This is a genomic window from Streptomyces sp. Pv4-95, from assembly GCF_045782725.1.
Lineage (GTDB): Bacteria > Actinomycetota > Actinomycetes > Streptomycetales > Streptomycetaceae > Streptomyces.
The window spans coordinates 1,573,699-1,599,563 of sequence record NZ_CP127172.1; the positions used below are offsets into that span (position 1 = coordinate 1,573,699).

At 70.9% G+C, this 25,865-nt stretch carries 23 protein-coding genes and 1 tRNA gene; 15 read left to right on the top strand and 9 right to left on the bottom strand.

Annotation, left to right across the window (positions count from 1 at the left end):
* Positions 1–11 precede the first annotated feature (11 nt).
* Both meaB and QOM21_RS07150 read left to right on the top strand, forming a co-directional pair.
* The gene (gene meaB, locus QOM21_RS07145; protein WP_407548895.1) at positions 12–1,019 is read left to right on the top strand and encodes a methylmalonyl Co-A mutase-associated GTPase MeaB; all 1,008 of its coding nucleotides are present in this window, start codon (positions 12–14) and stop codon (positions 1,017–1,019) included.
* 368 nt (positions 1,020–1,387) lie between these two features.
* A complete protein-coding gene (locus tag QOM21_RS07150; protein ID WP_407548896.1) occupies positions 1,388–1,819 on the top strand; it encodes a VOC family protein in 432 nt (143 codons plus the stop codon).
* Positions 1,820–2,006: 187 nt separating this feature from the next.
* Here QOM21_RS07150 and QOM21_RS07155 read toward each other — a convergent pair whose 3' ends face one another.
* The gene (locus QOM21_RS07155; protein ID WP_407548897.1) at positions 2,007–2,498 is read right to left on the bottom strand and encodes an ATP-binding protein; all 492 of its coding nucleotides are present in this window, start codon (positions 2,496–2,498) and stop codon (positions 2,007–2,009) included.
* Positions 2,499–2,693: 195 nt separating this feature from the next.
* On the opposite strand from QOM21_RS07155, the gene QOM21_RS07160 reads away from it, so the two are divergent.
* Positions 2,694–2,936, top strand: coding sequence for a DUF397 domain-containing protein (locus QOM21_RS07160; protein WP_407548898.1), 243 nt, complete (start codon positions 2,694–2,696; stop codon positions 2,934–2,936).
* 91 nt (positions 2,937–3,027) lie between these two features.
* Positions 3,028–3,936 carry a helix-turn-helix domain-containing protein gene (locus tag QOM21_RS07165; protein WP_407548899.1) on the top strand — a complete coding sequence of 303 codons (909 nt, stop codon included), beginning with the start codon at positions 3,028–3,030 and terminating at the stop codon, positions 3,934–3,936.
* A gap of 140 nt (positions 3,937–4,076) precedes the next feature.
* Here the strand turns inward: QOM21_RS07165 and QOM21_RS07170 are convergent, their stop codons facing one another.
* Both QOM21_RS07170 and QOM21_RS07175 read right to left on the bottom strand, forming a co-directional pair.
* Positions 4,077–4,892, bottom strand: a complete 816-nt coding sequence (locus QOM21_RS07170; protein WP_407548900.1) for an SAM-dependent methyltransferase — start codon at positions 4,890–4,892, stop codon at positions 4,077–4,079.
* 208 nt (positions 4,893–5,100) lie between these two features.
* A complete protein-coding gene (locus QOM21_RS07175; protein WP_407555597.1) occupies positions 5,101–6,072 on the bottom strand; it encodes a multicopper oxidase domain-containing protein in 972 nt (323 codons plus the stop codon).
* Positions 6,073–6,413: 341 nt separating this feature from the next.
* Between QOM21_RS07175 and QOM21_RS07180 the strand changes: the two genes are divergently transcribed.
* From QOM21_RS07180 to QOM21_RS07200, 5 genes are all read left to right on the top strand, one after another.
* Positions 6,414–8,834 carry a ThuA domain-containing protein gene (locus tag QOM21_RS07180; RefSeq protein WP_407548901.1) on the top strand — a complete coding sequence of 807 codons (2,421 nt, stop codon included), beginning with the start codon at positions 6,414–6,416 and terminating at the stop codon, positions 8,832–8,834.
* On the top strand, positions 8,834–11,059 hold the full coding sequence (locus QOM21_RS07185; protein ID WP_407548902.1) for an OmpL47-type beta-barrel domain-containing protein: 2,226 nt from the start codon (positions 8,834–8,836) through the stop codon (positions 11,057–11,059). The genes QOM21_RS07180 and QOM21_RS07185 overlap by 1 nt, the downstream gene beginning before the upstream one ends.
* Before the next feature lie 277 nt (positions 11,060–11,336).
* Positions 11,337–12,020 carry an ABC transporter ATP-binding protein gene (locus QOM21_RS07190; RefSeq protein WP_407548903.1) on the top strand — a complete coding sequence of 228 codons (684 nt, stop codon included), beginning with the start codon at positions 11,337–11,339 and terminating at the stop codon, positions 12,018–12,020.
* A 430-nt stretch (positions 12,021–12,450) separates the two neighbouring features.
* Positions 12,451–12,699: an SCO4226 family nickel-binding protein gene (locus tag QOM21_RS07195; protein WP_407548904.1), complete on the top strand. Its 249-nt coding sequence runs from the start codon at positions 12,451–12,453 to the stop codon at positions 12,697–12,699.
* Positions 12,700–12,848: 149 nt separating this feature from the next.
* Positions 12,849–13,076: a hypothetical protein gene (locus QOM21_RS07200; RefSeq protein ID WP_407548905.1), complete on the top strand. Its 228-nt coding sequence runs from the start codon at positions 12,849–12,851 to the stop codon at positions 13,074–13,076.
* A 56-nt stretch (positions 13,077–13,132) separates the two neighbouring features.
* On the opposite strand, the gene QOM21_RS07205 is transcribed toward QOM21_RS07200, so the two are convergent.
* Entirely contained in the window at positions 13,133–13,594 is a 462-nt protein-coding gene (locus QOM21_RS07205) for an SCP2 sterol-binding domain-containing protein (RefSeq protein ID WP_407548906.1), read from the bottom strand.
* A 98-nt stretch (positions 13,595–13,692) separates the two neighbouring features.
* Here QOM21_RS07205 and QOM21_RS07210 point away from each other — a divergent pair, with 98 nt between their 5' ends.
* A complete protein-coding gene (locus QOM21_RS07210; protein ID WP_407548907.1) occupies positions 13,693–14,331 on the top strand; it encodes a TetR/AcrR family transcriptional regulator in 639 nt (212 codons plus the stop codon).
* 227 nt (positions 14,332–14,558) lie between these two features.
* Positions 14,559–15,368, top strand: a complete 810-nt coding sequence (locus QOM21_RS07215) for a class I SAM-dependent methyltransferase (protein WP_407555598.1) — start codon at positions 14,559–14,561, stop codon at positions 15,366–15,368.
* 70 nt (positions 15,369–15,438) lie between these two features.
* Here the strand turns inward: QOM21_RS07215 and QOM21_RS07220 are convergent, their stop codons facing one another.
* Entirely contained in the window at positions 15,439–15,903 is a 465-nt protein-coding gene (locus tag QOM21_RS07220; RefSeq protein WP_407548908.1) for a DUF6314 family protein, read from the bottom strand.
* Between the two features lie 332 nt (positions 15,904–16,235).
* Between QOM21_RS07220 and QOM21_RS07225 the strand changes: the two genes are divergently transcribed.
* The 4 genes from QOM21_RS07225 to QOM21_RS07240 all read left to right on the top strand — a co-directional run bounded on the left by QOM21_RS07225 (position 16,236) and on the right by QOM21_RS07240 (position 21,672).
* On the top strand, positions 16,236–17,705 hold the full coding sequence (locus QOM21_RS07225; protein ID WP_407548909.1) for an aldehyde dehydrogenase family protein: 1,470 nt from the start codon (positions 16,236–16,238) through the stop codon (positions 17,703–17,705).
* Positions 17,702–19,270 carry an APC family permease gene (locus QOM21_RS07230; protein WP_407548910.1) on the top strand — a complete coding sequence of 523 codons (1,569 nt, stop codon included), beginning with the start codon at positions 17,702–17,704 and terminating at the stop codon, positions 19,268–19,270. The genes QOM21_RS07225 and QOM21_RS07230 overlap by 4 nt, the downstream gene beginning before the upstream one ends.
* Positions 19,271–19,333: 63 nt before the next feature.
* Positions 19,334–20,878 (top strand): GMC family oxidoreductase, encoded by a 1,545-nt coding sequence (locus QOM21_RS07235; protein ID WP_407555599.1) that lies wholly within the window; start codon positions 19,334–19,336, stop codon positions 20,876–20,878.
* Positions 20,879–20,958: 80 nt separating this feature from the next.
* Complete coding sequence (locus QOM21_RS07240) at positions 20,959–21,672, top strand: nucleotidyltransferase domain-containing protein (RefSeq protein WP_407548911.1); 714 nt, start codon at positions 20,959–20,961, stop codon at positions 21,670–21,672.
* Positions 21,673–21,770: 98 nt separating this feature from the next.
* Here QOM21_RS07240 and QOM21_RS07245 read toward each other — a convergent pair.
* The 4 genes from QOM21_RS07245 to QOM21_RS07260 form a co-directional block, all read right to left on the bottom strand.
* Positions 21,771–21,858: transfer RNA gene (locus QOM21_RS07245), tRNA-Leu, on the bottom strand.
* Between the two features lie 285 nt (positions 21,859–22,143).
* Positions 22,144–23,730: an aldehyde dehydrogenase family protein gene (locus QOM21_RS07250; protein ID WP_407548912.1), complete on the bottom strand. Its 1,587-nt coding sequence runs from the start codon at positions 23,728–23,730 to the stop codon at positions 22,144–22,146.
* 503 nt (positions 23,731–24,233) lie between these two features.
* Positions 24,234–24,602, bottom strand: coding sequence for a chorismate mutase (locus QOM21_RS07255; protein WP_407548913.1), 369 nt, complete (start codon positions 24,600–24,602; stop codon positions 24,234–24,236).
* Between the two features lie 146 nt (positions 24,603–24,748).
* Positions 24,749–25,801 carry a sugar phosphate isomerase/epimerase family protein gene (locus QOM21_RS07260; RefSeq protein ID WP_407548914.1) on the bottom strand — a complete coding sequence of 351 codons (1,053 nt, stop codon included), beginning with the start codon at positions 25,799–25,801 and terminating at the stop codon, positions 24,749–24,751.
* Positions 25,802–25,865 lie beyond the last annotated feature (64 nt).

Here is a 25,865-nt window from a genome sequence, read left to right on the forward strand (position 1 = left end):
CGGTGCCGTTGATGCCTGCGAGGATCGATGTCGAACGCTACGCCGAGGGTGTCCGCGCGGGCTCCAGGGCTTGGATCGCCCGCGCCGTCACGTTGGTGGAGTCCACCCGCGCCGACCACCGGGCGGCGGCCCAGCGGCTGTTGGTCGAGCTGCTGCCGCACTCCGGTGCGGCCCGCCGGGTGGGCATCAGCGGTGTGCCGGGTGTCGGCAAGTCGACGTTCATCGACGCGCTGGGGTCGCTGCTGACCGGGCTGGGACACCGGGTGGCGGTGCTCGCCGTCGACCCGTCGTCCAGCCGTACCGGCGGCTCCATCCTGGGCGACAAGACCCGGATGGAGCGGCTGGCGACCGACCCGGCGGCGTTCGTCCGCCCGTCGCCCACGTCCGGGACGCTGGGCGGGGTGGCGCGGGCGACCCGCGAATCCATCGTGGTGATGGAGGCGGCGGGCTACGACGTCGTCCTGGTCGAGACGGTGGGCGTGGGGCAGTCCGAGACCACCGTCGCCAACATGGTCGACACCTTCCTGCTGCTGACCCTGGCCCGCACCGGCGACCAGTTGCAGGGCATCAAGAAGGGCGTGCTGGAGCTGGCGGACCTCGTGTCGGTCAACAAGGCGGACGGCCCGCACGAACGGGACGCACGCTCGGCGGCCCGTGAACTCTCCGGCGCCCTGCGGCTGTTGCAGCCGCCGGACGCCGCGTGGACGCCGCCCGTACTGACCTGCAGCGCCCGCGAGGGCACCGGCCTCAAGGCGCTGTGGGAGCGGATCGAGCAGCACCGCACGCTGTTGGAGTCCACCGGCGCGCTCGCCGAGCGCCGTCGCGCGCAACAGGTCGACTGGACCTGGTCGATGGTCCGCGAGCGCCTGATCGACCGCCTCCAGGACCATCCGGAGGTACGCCGCGTGGGCCCCGAGATCGAGCACGAGGTCCGCGAGGGCCGGATCACCGCGACACTCGCCGCCGAGCAGCTCCTGTCGGCCTTCGGGCTGCCGGATGCCGCGCCCGACGGAGCCTAGGCGGCATCTTCCGAGGAGGCGGCGCGGCGGCCGGGCGACGCTCGGCCGCCGCGCCGTTTCGGTTCCACCACCTTCGGCACGTTCCCGCTGAGGGGCGCCGGACTCCGCGATCCCCGCGCGGATCGCCGATGCCGGCGCCTCTCGGCCCGCAGCGGTGCATCCGAAAAACCGCGTTGCCGCCGCCGGTACTGATCACTACAGTCGCTCGGGTGACTACCGGGTCGGCCATGAGCCATGCACGAGTGAGGTTCCCGGCCCCGGCGTGAGCGCGCGGCGGGCAAGAGCCCCGCCCTTCCTTCCGAGTCGTTCTGCCCGGCGCCCGACGGCGCCCTTCCCAGCGGATCCCGAGACCCGGAGAGACACCACACATGCCGAATGAACCGTATGACCGCCGAGGCAGGTCCGAACTCCCCACTACCGCAGTTCAGTTGAACCACACTGTCGTCCTCACCAGGGACCGGCAGCTGTCGGCCGAGTTCCTTGCCGCCATCCTGGGGTTGCCGGTCGGGGCGCCCTTCGGGCCGTTCCTGCCCGTCGATCTCGGCAACGGCGTGACCCTCGACTACTACGAGAAGCGTGACGAGCCGATCCAGTCGCAGCACTACGCGTTCCTCGTGCCCGACGAGCAGTTCGAGCACATGATCGCCCGCCTGGAAACCGTCGGGGTCACCTACTACGCCGATCCCGGCCACACCGAACCGGGGCAGATCAACCGCCTGTTCGGTGGTCGCGGCGCCTACTTCGCCGATCCGGACGGCCACAACATGGAGATCCTGACCCGGCCCTACGTCCGCCCCTAGGGGCGTAGGGCGGGATGGCCGGTCGCCCCGACAACTCCCCTTCGTGGGTGATCAGGTCGGTCGGGGCCCGGCCGCTCCGGACGATGGCGCTCCCCCGGCATCCGACCTGACGCGTTCCGGTCCGCCCGGGGCGCCGACGCGCGCAGCCGCCAACACCCTTACCCAGAACTTCAGTTGCCACGAAGCGTCAGCCGCGCGCCGAGGACACCGTGGCCCACACCGTCTTCCCCGACCGGTCCGGCGGTGTCCAGCCCCAGGCATCGCTCAGCTGGTCGACGATGTGCAGGCCACGGCCCGACTCGGCGAGATGGTCGGGCACCTTGACGACCGGCGCGGTGGTGCCGGCATCCGAGACCGCGCACAGCACCGTGCTGTCCTGCCGCGTCAGCGCGAGCCAGGCCGGACAGACCGCGGCCGAGTCGTCGCCCCCGCCGGCGCCGTACCGCAGGGCGTTGCTGACGAGTTCGGAGACGACCAGGGCCGCGTCCTCGGCGAGCGCGGAGCACAGTCTCCAGCTTTCGAGCGTCGCCCGGGTGAAGCGGCGGGCCTCCGCCACGGTGCGGGCGGAACTGCTCAAGGCGCAGGCGGCGAAGCCGTCGGGGCCCGGCATCCACCAGGCGTCCTCACACGGTTCCTCCCGAAGGGCGTCGTGCACGGTCTCTGCCGGATGTGTCGTCATCACGATCTCCGCGAAGGGCATTCGGGGCTGGGCGGGATTGCCCTGGAGGGCTAATATCCTCGTCAGCCGTCCCTCGCTGCAAGTGCATCTGCAATTACATCGGTAAGGACGGTCGCACAGGGGCTTGTTCACGCCACCGTGATCGCGAGCTCGAAACAGGGGCGGAGGACCGTCCTCCAGCAAGGAGAAGCTGTTATGAAGCCGGTGACCAACGGCATGCAGGCGACCAGCATCGAGCGCGCCGTGTGGCGCAAGAGCCGCCGCAGCAACCCCAGCGGCAACTGCGTTGAGCTGGCTGTTCTTTCGGACGGCGGAGTCGCGGTACGCAACTCGCGGTTCGCTGCGGGGCCGGCCCTGATCTACACGCGCGACGAGATGGCGGCCTTCGTCCAGGGCGCCAAGGACGGCGACTTCGACGACCTCATCCCCCGCAACTGACGCATATGTCGACCGGATAGTCAGCACGGCTGTACGTACGCACCGGGCGATGGGACACTGGGCGTTCGCCCGACCACTCAGGGGAGTCTGCATGATCGCCGCGCAGCCGAGCAGCGAACCGTCTCTGCGCCGCTACCTTGAGCACCCGCGGGGCGGCCCGACCGTCCTGCGCATCGTGCTGGGCACGCAGCTGCGCAGGCTGCGTGAGTCGGCCGGCATCACCCGCGAGGCCGCCGGTGACGCCATCCGCGGCTCACACGCGAAGATCAGCCGTCTCGAACTGGGACGGGTGGGCTGCAAGGAACGGGATGTCGCCGACCTGTTGACGCTCTACCACGTCACGGACGAGTCCGACCGCGAGGTCTTCCTCACGCTCGCCCGCCGGACCAGTACCCCCGGCTGGTGGCACCAGTACGGAGACGTGCTGCCCACCTGGTTCGAGACCCACATCGGTCTCGAAGAGGCCGCCTCCGTCATCCGTACGTATGAAGTGCAGTTCGTACCGGGCCTGTTGCAGACCGAGGACTACGCCCGCGCGGTGACGCGGCTCGGTCATCCGCGCGCCTCCGCGGAGGAGATCGAGCGCCGGGTCGCGCTGCGCGTCCAGCGGCAGGCCCTGCTGACCATCCCCGACGCGCCCCGGGTGTGGGCCGTGATCGACGAGGCGTCGCTCCGTCGCCCGCTCGGCGGCCCGGAGGTGATGGAGGGACAGCTGCGGCATCTGATGGCGATGGCTGAACTGCCGAACGTCACCCTCCAGATCGCCCCGTTCAGTCTCGGCGGGCTCGCGGCCGCCGGTGGGCCGATCACCATCCTGCGGTTCCTGGAGCCGGATCTGCCGGACATCGTCTATCTGGAGCAGCTGACCAGCGCGCTCTACCTGGACAAGCGGGATGACGTCGATCACTACCTCGCCGTGATGGACCGGCTCAGCGCGCAGGCCGAGTCGCCCCGCGAGTCGATGGCGATGCTGGAGCGACTGCTGAAGCAGGACACCTGAGCCGCGCGCCGGCGGCAGCGCGGTGCGGGCGGCAAGAGCCCGAAGACCGTCACAGGACCAAAGAGAGGCGGGCCCCTCGGGGGCCCGCCTCTTCTTCGTCTTGGTCTCTTTCGTCCCGCTCCGCCCTCGGGGGCGAGGTCCTACGACTTGCGGGCGACGCCGCCGAACTCGATCCACTCCTTGGTGGCCTGCTTGGGCCCGAGGTCCGCGTCCGGCCGCCAGGTGGAGACCTCCACCAGGCCCGGCTCCACGATCTCCAGACCGTCGAGGAAGCCCGCCAGCTCGTGCGCCTGGCGCACCCGGCCCCACCGGCCCTCCGTGCTGACGCGCATGAACTCCGTGACGAAGTCGCGGGTCGCCGCATCCTCGCTGACCAGCTGACACACCACCAGGAAGCTGCCCGGGGCGAGCCGGTCGGCGACCCGCTTTATGAGTCCGGCCGGGTCGTCGGCGTCGGAGATGCAGTGCAGGACGGAGACGAACAGCGCGGCGACGGGCTTGTCGAAGTCGATCAGCCGCTTGACCTCGGAGCTGCCGAAGATGCCGTCGGTGTCCCGCATATCGGCCTGGATGACCGCGGTGTTGGCGTTCTCCTCCAGCAGCGCGCGGCCGTGCGCCAGCACGATGGGGTCGTTGTCGACGTACACCACGCGGGACTGCGGGTCGATCTGCTGCGCGACCTGGTGGACGTTGTCCTGGGTCGGCAGACCTGATCCGTGGTCGATGAACTGCCGGATGCCGTGCTCGCGAGCGAGCCAGCGCACCACGCGTTGCAGGAATCGCCGGTTGTTGATGGCGAGCACCTGGGTGCTCGGCACCACCTTGTTGAGCTCTTCGCAGGCCTCGCGGTCAACCGCGTAGTTGTCCTTGCCGCCGAGGTAGTAGTCGTACATCCGCGCCACGCTCGGGACGCTGACATCGACGGTGCTGGACTGCGGTTGGGTTTCTTGGCTCATTCGACACTTTCCCGTCGCTTCGACATCCACCGCCTTGAGGCAGCCGCTTGCCGCGCCACGACGGGGGCTGCGGCTCCTCCGGTGCAGCCCCCAACATACCCACCGAATGGCGGTTGTTGCAGGCGAGCGGCACAGTCATTTGCTCAGTTCGGCGGCTCTGCGGACGACTTCGCCGGGACGCTCGAACACCCGCTCCAATAAGGGGTGTTCACCCGGTGCTGTGGTGGGACGCGTGGTTCTCGTGACCATCATGGCCGGGAATCGACCCATCGGCCTCGGCGATCAGAAGGTGGCCCGCCATCCCCATGTCGGAGTGGCTCTGGACGTGGCAGTGGTACATCCAGGCGCCGGCGCCGACGCCCTCCCCTGCGACGATCTGAAAGCCGAAGGAGTCGGCCGGGCCGGTGATCTTGTTGTCGATGATCCGGCTCGGGTCGTCGGGTCCCTGGAGGAGCCCGGTGCGGTTGTCGGCCCAGCGGTGACCGTGCACGTGGAAGGTGTGGTAGTACTCGCCGTGCGTGATCATGATGATCTCGACGCGTTCGCCCACGGTCGCCTTGAAGTCGGGACCGGCCTTCAGGTTGTTGATGGTCATGTCGTTGAAGACGATGGTGAACTGCTTGTCCGGCAGGGTGTCACCGGCGCGGCGCACCACGACCGGCCCGTACATCCCCGCACGGATGCCCCCCGTGCCGTGCTCGGTGCCCACGGCGTGGTCGTGGTAGTGCCAGTAGCCCGCGCTGCCCGGACGCCAGCTGCCGTCCTTGCGCCTGCCCGGGGCGTGGGTGCGCCAGGTGTAGGTGCGGGTGCCGCCCGGCTCGACGGTGCTGTGGCTCATCTTGGTGCCGTCGTTCGCCAGGTCGTAGTCGAGGCCGTGGACGTGCAGGCCGGTCTCGACCTCCATGGTGTTCTCGAACTCGATGTGCAGGGTGTCGCCCTCGTTGAGTTCGATCAGCGGGCCGGGGACCGACGCCTTGCCCTTCTCCAGGCCGTAGCCGCGCTTCCCGTCGGGCAGCTTCTCGGCGTACAGCTTCAGGTGCTTCACCGTGCCCGCGGCTGCCGTCCGCGTGTCGGCGGCTGCCGCGCCAGGGGCGGGGCCTGCGGCCGCGGCGGTGGGGCCGAGTGCCGCCACGGCGGCGCCGCCGGCCAGGAAGCGGCGATTGAAGAGTCGTCTCGGCAGGGCGGGCGGCGGGGTGGCTTCGGCTGCCTCGGTCATCGTGCTCCCATCGGCGAGTGCGCGGCACAGGGGTGCGAGGGGCGAGGGATGTGCGAGTGAAGTGGCGCGAAGTGAGCTGTCTGGACGGTAGCCGCCCACCTCAAGTTTATCCACACCCAGGACAAAGTTCGTCGTGTCACGGTCATAGCTCTTGGCGAGTCGCCGAAAGAGGTCTAGCTTCATCGGCTGTTGTGTGACCGATGAGGGATGGGTGGACCATGCGACGCACACCGCGTCAGGAACCCTCGCACCACAGAGGGTTGAACACCGGCAGACCGAAGCCCCGACATGGCTGGGTGGCAGGGATGATCGCCACGGCCGTCACCGCGGCCCTGCTCGGCGGTTCGCCCGCCGTGGCCGGGACCGCCCCCGAGCGGTCCGCCGCCCGGCTGAGCCTGCCGTCCCCACCGGGCGGCGAGAACGTACGCGTCCTGGTCTTCCACGCGTCGGCGGGCGACGAGCCGCCCACCGTGGACGCCGGTATCGCGGCCATCGAGAAGATCGGCCGGCAGGGACCCGCCGCCGAGCACTTCACCATCGAGGCGACCGCGGACGCCTCGGTGTTCACCGCACCGCGGCTGGGGAAGTTCAACGCCGTCGTGTTCCTCACCGGTGGCGGCGACGTCCTCGACCCCGACCAGGAGGCCGGACTCCAACGCTACATGGAGGCCGGCGGCGGCTTCCTTGGCATCCATGACGCGGCCCGCGCGGAACCGTATTCGGACTGGTTCACCGGTCTGATCGGGGCCCGGCCCACGGGCTCCGGCCAGGCCGCGGCGCAACGCGCGACCGTCGAGGTCGGCGACCGCGCCCATCCCGCCACGAAGGACCTGCCCGTCGAGTGGAAACGCCCCGACCGGTGGCTCAACTGGTCCACCAACCCCAGCGGCACGGTGCACACCGTGGCCCGGGTGCGGGAGAACACCTACCAGCCGGGCACCGGCGCCAACGGCTGGGACCACCCCGTGTCGTGGTGCCGTGACTACGACGGCGGCCGCTCCTTCTACACGGCCATGGGCGGTACCGCGGACAGCTTCCAGGAGACGGACTTCCGCAGCCACCTGCGGGGCGCCCTGCTGTGGACCACCCGGCTCGCGCGCGCCGACTGCCAGGCGACCATCACCACCAACTACAAGGCGGAGCGGGTCACTTCACCCAACAAGCCGGGCAGCTCCGACCAGATCGGCGAGCCGCACGGGCTGGTGACGGCCAAGGACGGCCGGGTGTTCTACATCGGCCGCGGCGGCGGCGACGCGAGCACGCCGGTGGTCACCGACTGGAACAACCCCGAGGTCGGCAAGGGCGAAGGCACCGTCCACATCTGGGATCCCAAGACCGGCAAGGCGACCCTCGCGGGCTCGGTGACCGTCTTCGGGAACAAGGGCGGCGGCGATGAACTGGTCAAGAACGAGGAGGGGTTGCTGGGCATCGAGCTCGATCCGGACTTCCTCTCCAACGGCTGGATCTACCTCCACTACACCCCGCACTCCCGCATCGACCGCGACAAGCAGATGGCCGAACGCCGGGTCTCCCGCTTCACCGTGAACCCCACCACGAACAGACTGGACCTGTCCTCGGAGAAGGTTCTCCTCAAGTGGCCCGTGCAGGTCCACAGTTGCTGCCACGCGGGCGGCGGCATGGCGTGGGACTCCGCGCGCAACCTCTACATCGCCACCGGCGACAACAACTCCTCGCAGTTCAGCGACGGTTACTCCGGTAACAACCCGGAGCCCACCTACAAGGGCGTCGCGTTCGCCGATGCCCGGCGCACCGCGGGCAACACCAACAACCTCAACGGCAAGATCCTGCGGATCCACCCCGAGCAGGACGGCACCTACACCCTGCCCGAAGGGAACCTCTTCACCGGCAAGGAGACCGACGAGGGGGGTGGCAAGACCCGCGGCGAGATCTATGTGATGGGCGTACGCAACCCCTCCCGGATCTCCGTCGACAAGAAGACCGACACCCTGTACGCGGGCTGGGTCGGCCCGGACGCCGGTGCGCCGAGCCCGACCTGGGGCCCGGCGAAGTACGACACCTTCGCCGTCATCACCCACGCCTCCAACCGCGGCTGGCCGTTCTGCATGGGCAACGAGCAGCCCTACCGCGACCGCAATCTGCCCGATCCCACCAAGCCCCTGGGCTGGTACGACTGCGACCACCTCAAGAACGAGTCGCCGCACAACGACGGCCTGGTCGACATCCCGCCCGCCGAGTCCAACAACATCTGGTACTCCCCGCAGGGCGGCGGCCCCGACTTCCCGCGGAACGCCAACGGCGTCCCCAGCTACGAGCTGTCGCAGCAGAAGCTGCTGCTCCCCTGGCTCAAGGGCGGCGGGCAGGCCGCGATGGACGGCCCGGTCTACCGCCATGACCCGGACAGCGCGAGCAAGGACGCCTGGCCCGCCTATTGGGACGGCAAGTGGTTCGTCGGGGACTTCTACGACGGCGAGCAGCCTCGGCACGCCGTCGTGATGGACCCGAAGACCGCGGGCGGCGGCGGTCTGCCGGCGCACGCGGAGAGCCTCGACAAGATCATTCCGGTGGGCGCGGACGGCATCCGCAACCTCATGGGCTGGACGTTCGGGCCCGACGGTGCGCTCTACGTCCTGGACTACGGGCGCGGCTTCTTCACCTCCGACCCCAAGTCCGCGCTCTGGCGCATCGCCTACAAGGGCGGCGAGCCCACCCCGTTGCCGCAGCAACTGGCCAGGAAGGCATCCTGATGAACCGGGGACACAGGAGATACCGGGAGTTCCGGAAGTACTGCAAGCGCCGCAGGACATGGACGGCGCTGCTGTCCGCGCTGGTCCTCGTCCTCGGCCTGGCCTCGGCGACCGCGTACGGTCAGCCCGCCCCGCAGCAGGCCGAGCAGATCCTGACCTGGACCGCGGGCGACGACATCACGAAGTACGCCTCGGCACCCGCCACGGCGGTCGCGGGCAAGGCCACCATCGTCTTCGAGAACAGCGCGGCCACCGGCAACACCATGGGGATGCCGCACACGCTGACCTTCGTCACCTCCGACTCCGAGTACAACCAGGACGTCACCCTCAACATCCTTGCCAATCCGGGCGACGCGGAGGGCGGGAAGCACACCGCGGAGGTCACCCTCACTCCGGGCAGGTACCGCTACCACTGCACCATTCCGGGGCATGAGGGGATGCAGGGCGTGCTCGTCGTCACCGACGGCGGGGGCTCGGACACCACCGCGCCGGAGACGTCGCTGAAGCTCGAAGGCCAGCAGAACGCCGACGGCGCGTACATCGGCAGCGCGACCGCCACGGTCACGGCGTCCGACGCCGGCTCCGGCGTCGACACCGTGGAGTACGCCCTCGACGACGGCGCCTACCAGCCGTACACCGCGCCCGTCGTGATCGACAAGGTCGGCGCCCACACCCTGCGCTACCGCGCCACCGACAAGGCCGGCAACGCCGCGGCGGAGAAGTCCACGGCGTTCACCGTGGCCTCACCGCCGACGGACGACACCACCCCGCCCGAGACATCGGTGAAGCTCGAAGGCGAGCAGGACGCGGACGGCGCCTATATCGGGAGCGCGACGGCCACCGTCTCGGCGTCCGACACCGGCTCCGGCGTCAACACCATCGAGTACGCCCTCGACGACGGCGCCTATCAGGCGTACACGACCCCGGTCATGGTCCACGACGCCGGCGCCCACACCGTCCGCTACCGCGCCGCCGACAAGGCCGGCAACGCCGCGCCGGAGAAGTCCGCGGACTTCACCGTCGTCAGCCCGCCGGCCGAGGACACCACACCGCCCGAGACCACGGCCGAGGTCACCGGCGACAAGAACTCCGACGGCAACTACCTCGACCGGGCCACCGTCACCCTCGCCGCCACCGACGGCGAGTCCGGCGTGGCGAAGACCGAGTACGCCATGGACGGCGGCCCCTTCCTGGCCTACTCCACGCCGGTCGTCGTGGACCGCGCCGGCCGGCACACCGTCGCCCACCGCGCCACCGACGAGGCCGGCAACACCTCGGAGGCCCGGACGGTGTCGTTCACCGTCGCCCAGGGCGGCGGCGTGCCCGCGCCCAACTGCCCCGAATGGGACGAGCGGCTGACCGTCATCGTGGGCACCGTCAACACCGGCATCCCCAACCGTATGACCGGCAACCGATGCACCGTCAACGAGCTGATCGAGGACGAGAAGGACTGGTCCTCCCAGGCCCTCTTCCTCAAACACGTCCGCGCCGTCACCGACCGTCTGCGCACCGCCGGGGTCCTCGACGACCGCGAGTACAAGGCCGTCAACCGGGCCGCCAAGCAGTCCGGCATCGGCACCCCGGGGCAGCACACCGGCTACCGCGACCTCTTCGACGGCACCCGGAAGTCCTTCGACCGGTGGCAGCAGGTCGGCGGCGGCTCCTTCGCGCTCGGCGAGGACGGCACCATGACCAGTTCCTCCACCGTCCCGGGCATGGGCATGCTCTGGCTCCCGCAGCGCACCTACGACGACTTCTCGCTCAAGCTCCAGTTCCGGGACGACGCCCCCGGTACGGGCAACGCCAACAGCGGAGTGTTCGTGCGCTTCCCGAACGTGCACGACCATCCCGAGGAGCCCCGCCCCGAGTGGGTCGCCATCAAATACGGGCACGAGGTCCAGATCCTCGACCGCCCCGACTGCGACATGTACAAGACCGGATCGCTCTACGGCTTCGACCGTGTGGGACTCGGCGGCGCCGGCGTCACTCCCAAGGGCACCTGGAACGACTACGAGATCCGGGTGACCGGCCAGCACTACGCCGTCTACCGCAACGGCGTCCTGCTCAACGAGTTCGACAACACCGGCGGCCAGGAGTTCAGCCCGCCGCGCGGCGACGACCCGGGCACCGACGGCCGCCGCTACGCCTCCGGCTACATCGGCCTCCAGGTCCACAGCGAAACCGACGTCATCTCCTACCGCAACATCCGCATCCAGGAGCTGTAGACCCCGACCCTCCCATCACCACGCCGCAGGCCGGGCTGCCTCATCCGCAGCCCGGCCTGCGGCGCGCTCGGTTGCCGGGCGGGGCGCGGGGCCAGACCCCACGCCCCGCCGGCCGCGCTTCTCATCGCGCTCTCACGCGGCGCTCAGCGAGCCGTCACACCGTGTCCGTACGGTCGTCCCACGTCCCAGGCCCACCCGGTCCTCCCCGGCCGGCGCCCGACAGCACCCCGTACCACTGCCGCTCGGCCCGCCCGGCCGACGGAGCAAGAGGAGACCCGTGTACCACCTGACCGGCGTGACCAAGTCCTATCGGAGCGCGCAGGGCCCGGTACGGGCACTGGACGGAGTCGGGCTCTGGATCGAGGCAGGGGACACGCTGGTCGTGCAGGGGCCGGCCGGGGCGGGCAAGTCGACGCTGCTACGCGTTCTGGGCGGGGTGGAACGGCCCACCCGCGGCAGCGTCGAACTGGACGGCACGGACCTTGCCACGGTGACCGAGGCGCGGCTGGCCCGCATCCGTGCCGAGTCGATCGGGACCGTGCCGCACGGCGGCGGTCTCACGCCGGGTCTCTCCGCCCGGGAGAACGTGGCCGGCGCCCTGGTGCCGCTGCGGCTTCGCCCCGCGGACCGTGGGGAACTGGCCGACGAGGCGTTGGAGAAGGTGGGTCTCGGCGCCCGACGGAACTGCCCGCCATCGGAGCTGGGCGAAGGAGACCGGCGCCGTGTGGCGTTGGCGCGGGCCTTGGTGAAGCGGCCGGCCGTGTTGCTGTTGGATCAGCCGACGGCCGGACTGGGAGCCGGCGAGCGCGACGGCCTGGCCGCGCTGCTCGAAGGACTGTGGGACGAGCACCGGCTGACGTGCGTCGTGGTCACCGAGGACGAGGTGCTCGCCCGGCGGGCGCCCCGGCTCGCGACGATGAGCCGAGGGCGGGTGACCGCGATCGCCCGTTGCGCCGGCTGAGGGGCGCTCGGGGCCGGGTACGGGCCGCCACCTCGCCACTCAGGGGCGGCGGCCCGTACCGTCCCCGGCGACACCCGGCGCCGGACACGCACCGCGGGAACGGGCCCGGCCCACCGAGAGGTGGTGGACCGCTCCCGTACCGCCTCCGGACCGGTGGTCACCCGACCAACAGCTCTGGCGGAGCGGAGCGTTGTTCCGGTTCACCTACCACGTCCGCCTCGCTTTACACCTGTCCGCTCCACGAGCCCTTCGCGACCGCACACCGGAGTGGCGCGAACCGAGGGGCACCGGAGCGGCCGGAACCACGGACGCACTCCGCGGTCGGGCGCCCGCGATTCCGGCCGCGAAGGGCGAATATCCCCCTCCGGGGCAATCGGATGCACCATGGAGGAAGGGGTGGCCGCGTCTGTCAGTCGGAGGAGTGAGACCGATGGCCAAATTCATGGACATCCACCGCGGGATGAAGGACATCACGGCCGCGCAGCTCAAAGAGGCGCACGAGGCCGATCTCGCCATCGAGAACGAGGAGAACGTCCACTTCGAGCGCGCCTGGGCCGACCCGGCCTCCGGCGATGTCTTCTGCCTGTCCGAGGCTCCCTCGGCAGAAGCGGTGCAGCGCATCCACACCCGCACGGGCCATACGGCGGACGAGATACACCCGGTGCCGCTCTCGATCTGAGCCCGGCGTCCCGCGGAGGCGAGCGGACCCCCGTACGGCCCGGCGCCCGACCCGTCCGGCTGCGTGGGTTGGCCCGGCACCCGGCAGGGCCCGCGGGCGGATCCGCCCGTCCGGCTGCGGTGCGGGCGGCTACCGAGCAGGCTGGGGGCATGCGCGGCCAAGCTCCGATCGTGGTCCACCGCCCCTCCCCCACCGGTGGGCGCCGGGTCACTGTGCGTGAACAGATCCTCGGCCTCGCCCATGACGACCAGGACCTGATCGAGTTCCTGCGCCGGGCAGGGGTGGCCGAACCGGGAGAGATCCTCGACGACCCGCTCTGGGTGGAGTGGCGGGACGGGCCCGCCCACGAGTACGGGCGAGCGCCCCACATCAGGTGAGCGACCCGCGCGGCACCGCCCGCCGCCTGTCGCGGGCGTGCCCGCGCGCGCCGTCCTCAGGCTTTCGGGATGTCGAAGTAGCGGTTCAGCGCGGCGGCCAGGGCGAGGTCACCCGACACCTTGAGCCTGCGGGTGAGGAGCATCGTCATCGGGTTGCCGTTGCCGGAGACGAGCTTGAGGAACTCGACGTCCCCCATGGTCAGCGTCAGCCGCGGCTCGGTGTCCGTACGGCCCTTGCGCACGGTGCACTCCCCGTCCGCGATGGTGGTCTCGTACACCACCTCGGACTCGCCGGTGATGCACCACCGGATGACGGCGGTCACCGTCCCCGCGGCTTCCGGCCGGAACTGACGGCTCATCCGTCCGAAGACCTCGGCGAGCACCCGGGCCCGCAGCTCGCCCTCGGCCAGCTCGGAGATCTGGCGGGTGGTCAGCCCCTTGACGATGCTCGCGAACTCCTGCGGGGTGACGCTCGCGAAGTCCAGCGCGGCCAGCCGCGCACGCACGTCGTCGGCCACGGAAACCTCCTTGCTCGACGGCCTGGGTCGACCTCGCCCACCCAACCGTTAACTTACTAAAGAGTAAGTTTACGCGGGTGGTGGATAGGCTGGCAAGGATGAGCGATACACGCAGGCGACGCATCCCCAGGCCGGTCCGGGAACAACAGATCATCGACGCGGCGATCCAGGTCTTCGCCAAACGCGGCTACCACGCCGCCGCGGTCGACGAGATCGCCGAGCAGGCCGGCATCTCCAAGCCGATGGTCTACCTCTACCTCGACTCCAAGGAAGGACTGTTCCTCGCCTGCCTGCGGCGCGAGGCGGGCCGCCTGGTGGCCGCCTTCCAGGCCGCGGCAGGTGAGGCGCACTCCCCCGAACTCCGGCTGCGGGCCGGGCTGCTGGCGTTCTTCACCTTCGTCACCGAGCACCGCGGCAGCTGGGTGATACTGCACCGCCAGGCGGCGGAACTGAGCCCGGCCATCGCCGCGGAGGTCGCGTGCGGACGCCGGGCGGTCATGGCGGAGGTCGCCGGGCTGATCCAGGACGGCGTCGCGGACAGCGCCGCCCGCCCGGCCGCCGAGGAGGCCGACTTCGTGGCGCACGCCCTGGTCGGCGCCGCGGACACGCTCACCGACTGGATGGCGCGGCACCCCGAGGAGTCCCCCGAGCGAATCACCCTGCGCCTGATGAACATGGTGTGGGTCGGGATGCGCAATGTGCTCGACGGCGAGGTCTGGACCCCGGCCGAGAGCTGACCCGAGGTCGTACTGGGTTCCGGGGCGTCGCGGCGACGGGACTCGCCGGCCGTCGGCCATGCGGTCTGGTGTACGCGGCGGGCGGGCCGGTAGAAGGAAGGATGACCACAGAGAAGAGTGAGCCGTTGGCCGGGGCCGCGCCGGGGGCTGCGGCAATGCCCCCGACCTGTACGCCGCCGGGGACCGGAACGGCGCCGACCGCCGTGCAGCCGCCGACCACCGAGGACATGCTGCGGGCCAATCAGGCCAACTGGGATGCCCGTACCCCCGTCCATGTGGCCAGCGAGTTCTACGGCCTGGACGGATCCAGGACCGCCGACGACTGGTTCGCGCCGTTCGAGTGGACCGATCTGGGCGACCTGTCGGGGCGGGACGTCCTGCATCTGCAATGCCATCTGGGCACCGAGACGGCGGCGTTCGCGGAACGGGGCGCGCGCGCCGTGGGCCTGGACTTCTCCGCGGCTGCGGTGGCGGAGGCGCGGCGGCTCGCCGACGAGGCGGGCCGGGACGTGGAGTTCGTCCGGTGCGACGTCCACCGGGCCGCCGACGCGCTCGGGGACCGCCGGTTCGACGTGATCTACACCGGCAAGGGCGCGCTGTGCTACCTGCCCGACCTGGCCGCCTGGGCCGGCGTCGTCAGCTCCCTCCTGCGGCCGGGCGGGGCCCTCTACCTCGTGGAGTTCCACCCGCTGCTGGACGCGCTGGGCCCGACGCCCGGCCCGGAGCGTGAAGATCTCCTGCTGCGTCACGACTACTCGGGCGGACGCGGCCCCCTCCGGAGCGACACGCCGTGCACGTACACCGACGGCCCACCCGTGAGAGGTGCGACGACGAGCTACGAGTGGCGGCACGGCATCGGCGAGGTCATCTCGGCCGTGGTCGGCGCGGGTCTCACCGTCCAGGTCGTACGGGAGACCGAGCTGCTGCCCTGGAAGCGCTTCTCGTCGATGGTCCCGTCGGACAACGGCTGGTGGCGTCTGCCTCCGTCGGAGCCGATCATCCCGATGCTGTACGCGGTGCGCGCGGTGAAGGACTGACCCCAGCAGTGTCCCCCGCCTCCGCACCTGAGCGGAGACGCGGGACAGCAGTACGCGACATCCCGGTGCGTCAGTCGCCCTCGCGCCGGTAGACCGACCGCAGCAACTGGTCCTTGGCCGGGCCGCCGACCCGCCACCGCAGGTGCCACTCGTCCGGCGCGACCACGGTGAACGTCCCCTCGTAGCGGTCCGCGGCACAGGGGTGGACGGCGATCCAGCTGCCGGTGCGCAGGTCCAGGTCGTGGAAGGGCCGCCCGTCGGCGAAGTCGACCTCCGCGGTGCCGTCCGGCAGCGGGCGCACCCGGAGGGTCCGGCTCGCCGGATTCACCACACCGCCCCAGGTCAGCTCGCCTTCCTCCAGGTGGAGCAGTGCGTCACCCGCCGGGGCGGGCCGGAATTCGGCCGTGCCGCGGAAGCGGCCCTCGGTGCCCCCGCGCAGGTCGTACACGGCGCGGTCGATGCGCCAGCGGCCGGTGAGGTAGGCCGCGGCGTCGGGGACCGGGAGGGCAGGGGCGGGGCCGGGCGCGGTGGACATGCCTTCCATTGTCCCGGCCGGGCGGAGCCGCCTCGCAGCCCCCCGACCGGCGGCCGGCCGCGATCACCGGAAGACGTCACCGTGCCCCCGCCGTGGCCGGGGCGCCGCCCTCAGGCCGTTCCCGTCACCCGCGCCGACCTGCGCGGTTACGGGCCACCCCCCGCCCGGCCCTTCGTATCGTGCGGCCCCGCGGGACCCGTCTTACTGTCGGTGCAGACATCGTCACCGAGGTCCGCATCGCCGGGCCGGCCGGCGTCCCGGCGGCAGCGTGCCGCCGGTCGGGCCCCGCGCCCGCCGCAGGCTCCTACAAGACCGGATACCGGAGGCCCCACATGCCGGAGCTGTTCATCGGCGGTCAGTGGACCGCAGCCGCCGACGGGCAGGTGCGCGAGATCCGCTGCCCGGCGGACGGCACGCTGGTCGCGACCGTCGACGAAGGCGGGCCGAAGGACGCCGCCGCGGCGATCACCGCGGCCCGTACGGCCTTCGACGACGGGCCCTGGCCACGGACACCGGTCGCCGAACGCGGCCGATTGGTCCTGCGTGTCGCGGACCTGCTGCAGCGTGACAAAGCCGCTCTGGCCAGGGAGGAATCGCTGGACACCGGGAAGCGTCTGGTCGAGAGCGCGTACGACATGGACGACATCGCCAACTGCTTCCGCCACTTCGGCAACCTCGCCGCGGCCGGCGGCACCGACCGGGTCGTGGACACGGGCATCGGCGAGGTCGAGAGCACGGTGCAGCACGAACCGGTCGGCGTCTGCTCGCTGATCACGCCGTGGAACTATCCGCTGCTCCAGACCGCCTGGAAGGTGGCCCCGGCCCTCGCCGCAGGCAACACCATCATCCTCAAGCCCAGCGAGCTGACGCCCCACACGGCCATCCACCTCATGCGCCTGCTGGCCGAGGCGGGGCTGCCGGACGGGGCCGCCAACCTGGTCCTCGGCACCGGGCCCGCCGTGGGCGCCCCGCTCACCACCGACCCGCTGGTGGACATGGTGTCCTTCACCGGCGGTCTGCTGACCGGCCGCCGCATCATGGCCGCGGCCGCGCCGACGGTGAAAAAGATCGCCCTCGAACTGGGCGGCAAGAACCCCAACATCGTCTTCGCGGACGCCGAGTTCGAGACCGCCATCGACTACGCCCTCATGGCGGTGTTCCTGCACTCCGGCCAGGTCTGCTCGGCCGGGGCCCGGCTGCTCGTGCAGAACGAGCTGCACGACGCGTTCGTCGACGAGCTGGTCTCCCGGGCCCGGCGCATCCGGCTGGGCGGGCCGTTCGACGAGAACGCCCGCACCGGTCCGCTGATCTCCGCCGCGCACCGGGCGAAGATCGAGGCGTATGTGGCCGCGGGGCTGGAGGAGGGCGCCGTACTGCTGTGCGGCGGCTCGGCGCCCGACGACCCGTCACTGGCCGACGGCTTCTACTACCTGCCGACGGTGCTCGACGAGTGCACCCCGGACATGTCCGTCGTACGCGATGAATCGTTCGGCCCGGTACTGACCGTCGAACGGTTCCGCGACGAGGAAGAGGCGATCTCCCTCGCCAACGACACCATCTACGGCCTGGCCGGTGCCGTCTGGACGCAGGACAGCGGACGCGCCCGGCGGGTCGCCTCCCGGCTGCGCGCCGGAACGGTGTGGATCAACGACTTCCACCCGTACGTCCCGCAGGCCGAATGGGGCGGCATGAAGCAGTCCGGCGTGGGCCGCGAGCTGGGCCCGGCGGGCCTTGCGGAATACCAGGAAGCCAAGCACGTCTGGCGCAATACCGCGCCGCAGCCGCAGAGGTGGTTCGAGTGAACGACCCAGGATCCGAACCCGTCCGCCCGGGCACCCGGGCGGACGGGACACACGACGACGACTCGCTCGCCGAACTCGGCTACAAACCCGAACTCAAGCGCACCCTGGGCAACTTCCACACCTTCGCCGCGGGGATCAGCTACATCTCGATCCTCACCGGCACCTTCCAGCTCTTCTACTTCGGTGTGAGCTTCGGCGGCCCGGCGTACTGGTGGTCGTGGCCGATGGTCTTCGTCGGCCAGCTGATGGTGGCCCTGTGCTTCTGCGAGCTGGCCGCCCGGTACCCGGTGGCCGGGTCGATCTACAACTGGTCCAAGAAACTGGGCGGGCCACACATCGGCTGGCTCGGCGGCTGGATGATGCTGACCGCCACCATGGTCTCGCTGTCCGCCGTCGCCCTCGCCTACCAGGTGACGCTGCCGCAGATCTCCTCGTGGTTCCAGTTCATCGGCGACGGCACCGGCAAGACCGACGCCGCGGCCAACGCCGTGCTGCTGGGCTCCGTGCTCGTCGCGTTCACCACGCTGGTCAACGCGTTCGGCGTGAAGCTGATGGCGCGGATCAATTCGGCGGGCGTGGCGATCGAGCTGATCGCCGCCGTCATCCTGATCATTCTCCTCGCCGCGCACGTCACCCGCGGCCCCAGCGCGCTTCTCGAGACCAACGGCCTGGGCAAGGGCGACCAGCTGGGCTACTTCGGTGCCTTCCTCACCGCCGCCCTGGCCTCCGCCTACGTCATGTACGGCTTCGACACGGCCTCGTCGCTCGGTGAGGAGTCCAAGAACCCGGGCCGCAACGCGCCGCGGGCGATCCTGCGGGCGCTGATCGCCTCCTTCATCATCGGCGGCCTCATCCTGCTCTTCGCGCTGCTCGCGGTGCCCGATCTGCAGGCCAAGGAACTGTCGGTGGACGGCCTGCAGTACGTGGTGCTCTCCACGCTCGGCTCGACGATCGGACAGATCGTCCTGTGGTGCGTGGTCATCGCCATCACCGTGTGCGAACTGGCGGTGCACACGGCCGGCATCCGGCTGGCGTTCGCGATGGCACGGGACAACAACCTGCCCGCGGCGTCCCTGCTCGCCAAGGTCAGCCCGCGCTTCCAGACACCGGTGCTGCCCGCCGTCGTGATCGGCCTGGTGGCGGTCGGCATCCTCGTCATCAACATCAACCAGCCGCAGATCTTCTCCGTCATCACCAGCATCGCGATCATCATGATCTATCTGGCGTATCTGCTGGTCACGCTGCCGATGCTGTACCAGCGGCTGCGCGGCAACTGGACCCCGGTCGAAGGGAAGTTCTCCCTCGGCAAGTTCGGGCTCCCGGTGAACATCCTCGCCGTGCTGTGGGGCGCCGCGATGTCCCTCAACCTCGCCTGGCCGCGCGCCACCGTCTACAACGCGACCGGCCCGCAGCACTGGTACCTGCGCTGGGGCGCCTTCCTCTTCATCGGCGTCGTGGGCCTCGGGGGGTTCGCCTACTACTGGTTCATCCAGCGCAAGCGCACGGGAGTTCTGGCCGGCCACGCCGCCGACGTCCCCGACCCCACCACCCCCAAGAAGCCCTGAGCTGGCGACAGCACCAAGCCCCGAGAGGCCCCCGTGGACGACAACCGTACGGACAACGAACCGCTGGACACGTTCGACTACGTCGTCGTCGGCGGTGGAACGGCAGGCGCCGTCGTGGCGGCCCGGCTCAGCGAGGACCCCTCCGTCACCGTCTGCCTCCTGGAAGCCGGCCCTTCCGATGTCGACGACCCGAACGTCCTGCGTCTCGACAAGTGGATGGGACTGCTCGAATCGGGCTACGACTGGGACTACCCGGTCGAACCGCAGGCGAACGGCAACAGCTTCATGCGGCACGCCCGTGCCAAGGTGCTGGGCGGCTGCTCGTCGCACAACTCCTGCATCGCCTTCTGGGCACCGGCCGAGGACCTCGACGAGTGGGCCGCTTCGGGCTGTACGGGCTGGAGCGCGGCCGAATGCTTCCCGCTCTACCAGCGCCTGGAGACCAACGACGCCCCGGGCGATCACCACGGGCGCAGCGGCCCGGTGACGCTGCGCAGCGTCCCGCCCCGCGACCCCTGCGGCGTCGCCCTCCTGGAGGCGTGCGCGGCGTCCGGCATTCCGACCACTGCCTTCAACACCGGCCGCACCGTCGTCCGCGGCGCCAACTGGTTTCAGATCAACTGCCGCCCCGACGGCACCCGCTCCTCCGCGTCCGTCTCCTATCTGCACCCCGTCATGGGCAGCCGGCCGAACCTGGACGTACGCACCGGCCTCCAGGCGAAGCGGCTGGTCTTCGACGACGACCGGCGCTGCACCGGCGTCGACTACCTCGCCGCCGACCTGATCCACACCCGGCGCGTCGGTGCCCGCCGCGAGGTCGTCGTCTCCTGCGGCGCCATCGACTCCCCCAAGCTGCTGATGCTGTCGGGGATCGGCCCGGCCGGGCATCTGCGCGAGATGGGCATCGAGACGCTCGTCGACTCCCCCGGCGTCGGCTCCTACCTCCAGGACCACCCGGAGGGCGTGATCATGTGGGACGCGAAGCAGCCCATGGTCACCTCCTCCACCCAGTGGTGGGAGATCGGCATCTTCGCCGACACCGAGCCCGGCCTGGACCGGCCGGACCTGATGTTCCACTACGGGTCGGTGCCCTTCGACATGAACACCTACCGCCGGGGCTACCCCACCTCGGAGAACGCCTTCTGCCTCACCCCGAACGTCACCCGGGCCCGTTCGCTGGGCACCGTCCGGCTGCGCACCCGCGACTTCCGCGACAAGCCCAAGGTCGACCCGCGCTACTTCACCGACGAGCACGACGTCCGCGTGATGACCTACGGGCTGCGGCTGGCCCGCGAGATCGCCGCCCAGCCCCCGATGGCGGACTGGGCCGGCGCCGAACTGGCCCCCGGCCCCGATGTCCGCTCCGACGCTGAACTGCTCGACTACATCCGCACCACCCACAACACCGTCTACCACCCCGCCTGCACCGTCCGGATGGGCGCCGCGGACGACCTGGGCGTCCCGCTCGACCCGCATCTGCGGGTCAAGGGCGTCAGCGGACTGCGGGTGGCCGACGGTTCGGTGATGCCGTTCCTGCCGGCGGTGAACCCCTGCATCACCACGATGATGATCGGCGAGAAATGCTCGGACCTCATCCGCGGGGGCTGACGGTCGGCCTGACATATCTTCACGCGCGGCCATGGCCCCTACCATCCGGACATGACCAACTCCCCCCGGACCGCGTGGACATGAGGATCTCCGACCCCGTCGCCGCGGCCCGCGACATCGTGCGCGCGCACCACCCGCAGGCCCGCGCCGCGTTCCTCGGCGGCAGCGCTCCCACCGAGCGGCGCACGGCCACATCCGACCTCGACATCGTCGTCGTGCTGGAGGGCGAACCGGCCCCGTCCCGGCACAGCTTCCGGCACGCCGGATGGCCGGTCGAGCTGTTCGCCCACACGGAGCGGAGCTGGCGCGCGTTCATCGAGCGCGAGACCGCCGCACGGCGCTCGCCGCTGCTGTGGATGTGCGCGGCGGGCGTGCTGCTCCTCGACCGGGACGGCGTGGGCGAGCTGTTGGCCGGGGAGGCACGCACCCGGGCCGCGGCCGGTCCGCCCCCCGTGACCACCACGGAGCTGGACGACCGCCGCTACGCCCTCAGCGACCTCCTCGACGATCTCGAAGGCTGCGAGGAGGCCACCGAGCGGCTGTTCGTCGTCACGGAGCTGGCCCGCCGTACCGGCGAACTCGTGCTGCTGCGGCACGGCGCCTGGCTCGGCGGCGGCAAATGGCTGGCCCGTCGGCTGGAGGACGTCGACCCCGGCTTTCCGGAGCGCCTGCGCGCCGCGGTCCGCGCCGCCCTGGACGGCGGGTCCGGCCCCCTGGTCGCGCTGATCGACGAGGTACTCGAGCCGGTCGGCGGCCGTCTCTGGGCGGGCTACCACCGGCAGGGAACGCCCTGATCACGGCCGTGCGGCGCGCGTGCCGCGGTTCCGACTGTCGTCGCCGGACGCCCTGCCGCCAAAAACAGAAAAACCCCAGATCAACTGGGGTTTTTCGCTGGTGTCCGAGGGGGGACTTGAACCCCCACGCCCGATAAAGGGCACTAGCACCTCAAGCTAGCGCGTCTGCCATTCCGCCACCCGGACTAGGTGTCATCGACGCGGGGCGTTCCCCGCGGCGACGTGGACAACAATACCAAGCTTTCGGAGTGCCCTTCACCTGCGTATCCGCGCGCCACATAACCCCGATTTATGGCTGATGAGGGGCAAATCCTACTTCGCCGCGCGCTCGCGGGCACGGCGTGGCGGTTCCCGTCGGAATCGACGGGCCGCCCGCTCGGTCGGCGGCCGTCGGCCGGCGCGGCACCGTGCGCTCCTGATCCAGGCGCTGGAGCGCACGGTGCCGACGAGCGGCGGCGCGGACCGGACCCGCTAGGGCATGAGGTGGTAGTCGGGGAAGTTGCCCGGCAGCCGTTCGGTCGCCGGGCCCTCGGTCACCGCTTTGACCAGGAGTTCACCGCCGACGAAGGCGCCGCTCCAGGAGTTGCCGAAGCCGCCGAACAACTCCTCGCGGTCGCCTCGGGAGCGGGGCTTGCCATGACCGACCTTGAAGGCGCGGATCTGTGGCGCGAGGCGCGCGTAGGTCTCCTCGTCGTCGCAGGAGAGGCTGGCCACCAGGGCGCCGTTGCTGGCGTTCATGGCGGCGAGGAGTTCGGCCTCGGTGTCGACGAGAACGATGGTGTCGACCGGGCCGAAGGGCTCGGCATGGTGCAGGGGTGAGGCCGGCGGCGGGGCCAGCAGGGTGGTCGGGGGGAAGTAGGCGGAGGTGTCCTGGGAGGGCAGGAAGCGCCCTTCGGCCAGGCTGCCCCGGTGGAGGGGGACGGCGCCGCGGGAGATCGCCTCGGTGGTGAGGTCGGCGAGTTCCTTGGCCTTGGCGGCGTTGATCAGCGGGCCGAAGTCGAGTTCCGGGAGCGGGTCGTCAGGGGCGCTGACGGCCAGTGGGTGGCCGAATCGGACGCTGCGGACGGCCGGGAGGTATGCGGTGAGGAAATCGGCGAAGGCGGCGCGCTGGACGACGAAGCGGGGATAGGCGGTGCAGCGCTGTTTGGCGTAGTCGAAGGTCTTACGGATCAAGGGGGTCAGCGCGGGCCAGTCGGTGTGGTTCCAGATGCCCCAGGTGTTGAGGCCCTCTTGTTCGAGGATGTGGCGCTTGCCCAGGTCGGCGACGGCGGTGGCGACGCGGGCGCCGGTGTCGCGGCCGCCGACGAAGGAGACGCAGCCGATCTCCGGCGAGCGGACCAGGGCCGGGGACAGCTCCCGGCCGCTGCCGCTGACCAGCGTGGCCGGGACACCCTCGCGGGCGGCCAGCGCGCAGGCCAGGGTCAGGCAGGACACGCCGCCGTCGGTCGGGGTCTTGGCGATCACGGCGTTGCCGGCCAGGGCCTGGACGAGCATCGCGTGAATGAGGACCGACATCGGGTAGTTCCAGCTGGCGATGTTGCTGACCGGGCCCGGCAGCGGGGTGCGGCCGGTGAGCATCCGGTCGATCTCGGACACGTACCAGCGGACACCGTCGATGGCGCGGTCGACGTCGGCCTGCGCGAGCTTCCAGGGCTTGCCGATCTCCCAGACGAGGAGGAGGGCGAGCAGTTCGCGGTGTTCGGAGAGGGCGTCGAGGGTCGCGGAGATGCGCGCCTTGCGTTCGGGCAGGGGGACCTGGCGCCAGGCCCGGTGCTGGTCGAGGGAGGCGCGGACGGCGTTCAGCGCGGCGTCCGCGTCGAGCCGGGGCGGGCCGGCGATGGGGGTGCCGTCCACGGGGCTGGTGGCGGGCAACGGGTGGCCGTCCGGCTGCCATTGCCCGTCCCAGAGGTTGCGGACGTGGTCGCCGAAGGCCTCGGGGGCGGCGGCGAGACTGCGCTCCCAGGCGTCCCGCCAGGAGGTGCCGGGTTTCAGGATGCGGGGCTGGTCCGCGGGTGGCGTGTTCCCCGGGTCGGGGGTCGTACTGCGGGTGGGTGCCATCGTTCTTCTCCGCTCTCGGTGCACGGCCGGAGGGGCAGGGTGGTGGCGCTCGGTCGGCTCCCCGGTGGAACCGTGTGTTACCGGACGGTAGTGGTCCGTGTCGGCCCTGCGGGACGGTCCGGCATCAGATATGGCGAGTGTCACTCGGGCCGGTCGGCACGACCACCCGGGAGCGGCGGTCGGCGGGCAAGGTGCTCCCTGGCGGGCCGCGCCACTCGGTGGGCGTGCGGCCGACGCGCACCGTCGCCGCTTCAAGGGCCGCCTTCTTCGCCTGATGCTGATGCCCTGTCTGCGGCCCCGGAGGCGATCGTGCCGGCGTGGCCCGGGGGCACCGAGCGGGACGATGAGTTCGGGGTCGGGTCCACCCTCGAAGGCGGTGAGGCAGCGAGGCGTCGGTGGGGCCGTGGAACTCGGCCTGGACGGCGCCGGGTTCGGCCACCTCACCCGAACGAGGGTGGGCGGTTCCGCGACGGCACCGCCCACCCTCGTGGTGTCTGGGGAGGTCAGCCGGCGGACGGCCGGCCGGGCTCCTCCAGGGTCCGGTCGGCGATCGCGCGGTGGTGGCGGACGACCTCGTCGATGATGAAGTTCAGGAACTTCTCGGCGAACGCGGGATCGAGCCTGGCGTCCGCGGCCAGGGTGCGCAGCCGGGCGATCTGCGCGGCCTCACGGGCCGGGTCGGCGGGCGGCAGGCTGTGCCGGGCCTTGAGCTCACCGACCTGCTGGGTGCACTTGAAGCGCTCGGCGAGCAGATGCACCAGGGCGGCGTCGAGGTTGTCGATGCTGCCGCGCAGATAGCGCAGCTGCTCGCGGGCCGCCTCGTCGGCGACGGTGGCCGTGTCGCCGGCCGCCGGTGCTGTCCCCTCGCTCATGTGCGTCTCGCCATTCGTCATCGGGTGGTGCGTGATCGCCTGCACATTACCCGGACCCGGGGGGCGCCCTCGGCACGGTCTCGCGGATCGGACCGGATCCGGCCGGAAGGCACCCCTGGGGCTCGACCACGCTCGTGGTCGGTGTCCTATCGGCGCAGGCTGCGAAGGTGGCGGGCGGAGCGGTCGGCGGTGGACAGCGAGCCGGCCGGGTTGGCGGCCGGGTCGACGGCGTCGTCGCGTTCGACGATCCAGTGGTGGTCGCGGGGGTCGCACCCCTTGCGCCGGTTCACGGTGGCCAGAAAGCGCCGGTAGTCGATGTCGCCGTCGCCGACGTCGACCATGCGGTAGCCGTCCTGTTCGGCGGTGTCGTGTTCGCCGTCCTTGACGTGGAAGAGCGGATAGCGGTTGGGGGCCTTGAGCACGTAGTCGAGGGGTTCGAAGGGGGCGGGGGTGCCGTCGGGCCGCCGGGAGAAGCGGTATTGCGCGCAATAGGCCCAGTAGATGTCCATTTCGAGGAAGACCAGGTCGGGGTCGGTCTCGGCGAGCAGCACGTCGTAGAGCCGTACGCGTGGGTCGTCGGTGGCGAAGGAGAATTCCTCGGCGTGGTTGTGGTGGTAGAAGCGCAGCCCGCGGGCCTTGGCGGCGGCCCCGTAGGTGTTGAACTCCTCGGCGGCGCGCTTCCAGGCGTCGACGGTGTCGCCGTAGCGGTTGGGGCTGGAGGGCGTCCCGACGTACGGCAGACCGAGCGCTTCCGCGTCGTCGAGAACCTGGGTCAGATTGGTGGCAAAGGTGTACGCCTTGGGGTCGTCGGAGGAGTAGCCGACATGGCTGCCGACGCCCCGCAGGCCGTTGTCCCGCAGCAGGCGCTTGAGTTGCGCGAGGTTGATGGGGCCCGCGCTGCCCTGTGTGTAACCCGCGAACTCGACCTCGTCGTAGTCGTAGCGGGCGAGCTCCTCGAAGACCCGGGCGAAGCCGAGCGAGCCGGTCTGGTCGCGCAGGGTGTAGAGCTGGATGCCGAGACGGCCGGGCGGCACCAGCCTGCGGCGGCCTTGCGACGCGGGAGCTGCCGCCGGAACGGCCGCGGTCGCGGTGTGGGCACCGAGGAGGGCGGCCGCCGTGGTGCCGGCCGCGACGCCGAGGAATCTGCGCCGGGCGAGGGTACGGGCGAGGTCGCGGGTGCGTTCGGGGTCGTGGGTCATGGTCGGCTCCTGAAGGTGGGTGGCGTGCGGTGGGCTGCCGGTGCGGCCGGGGGCTCGGGCGGCC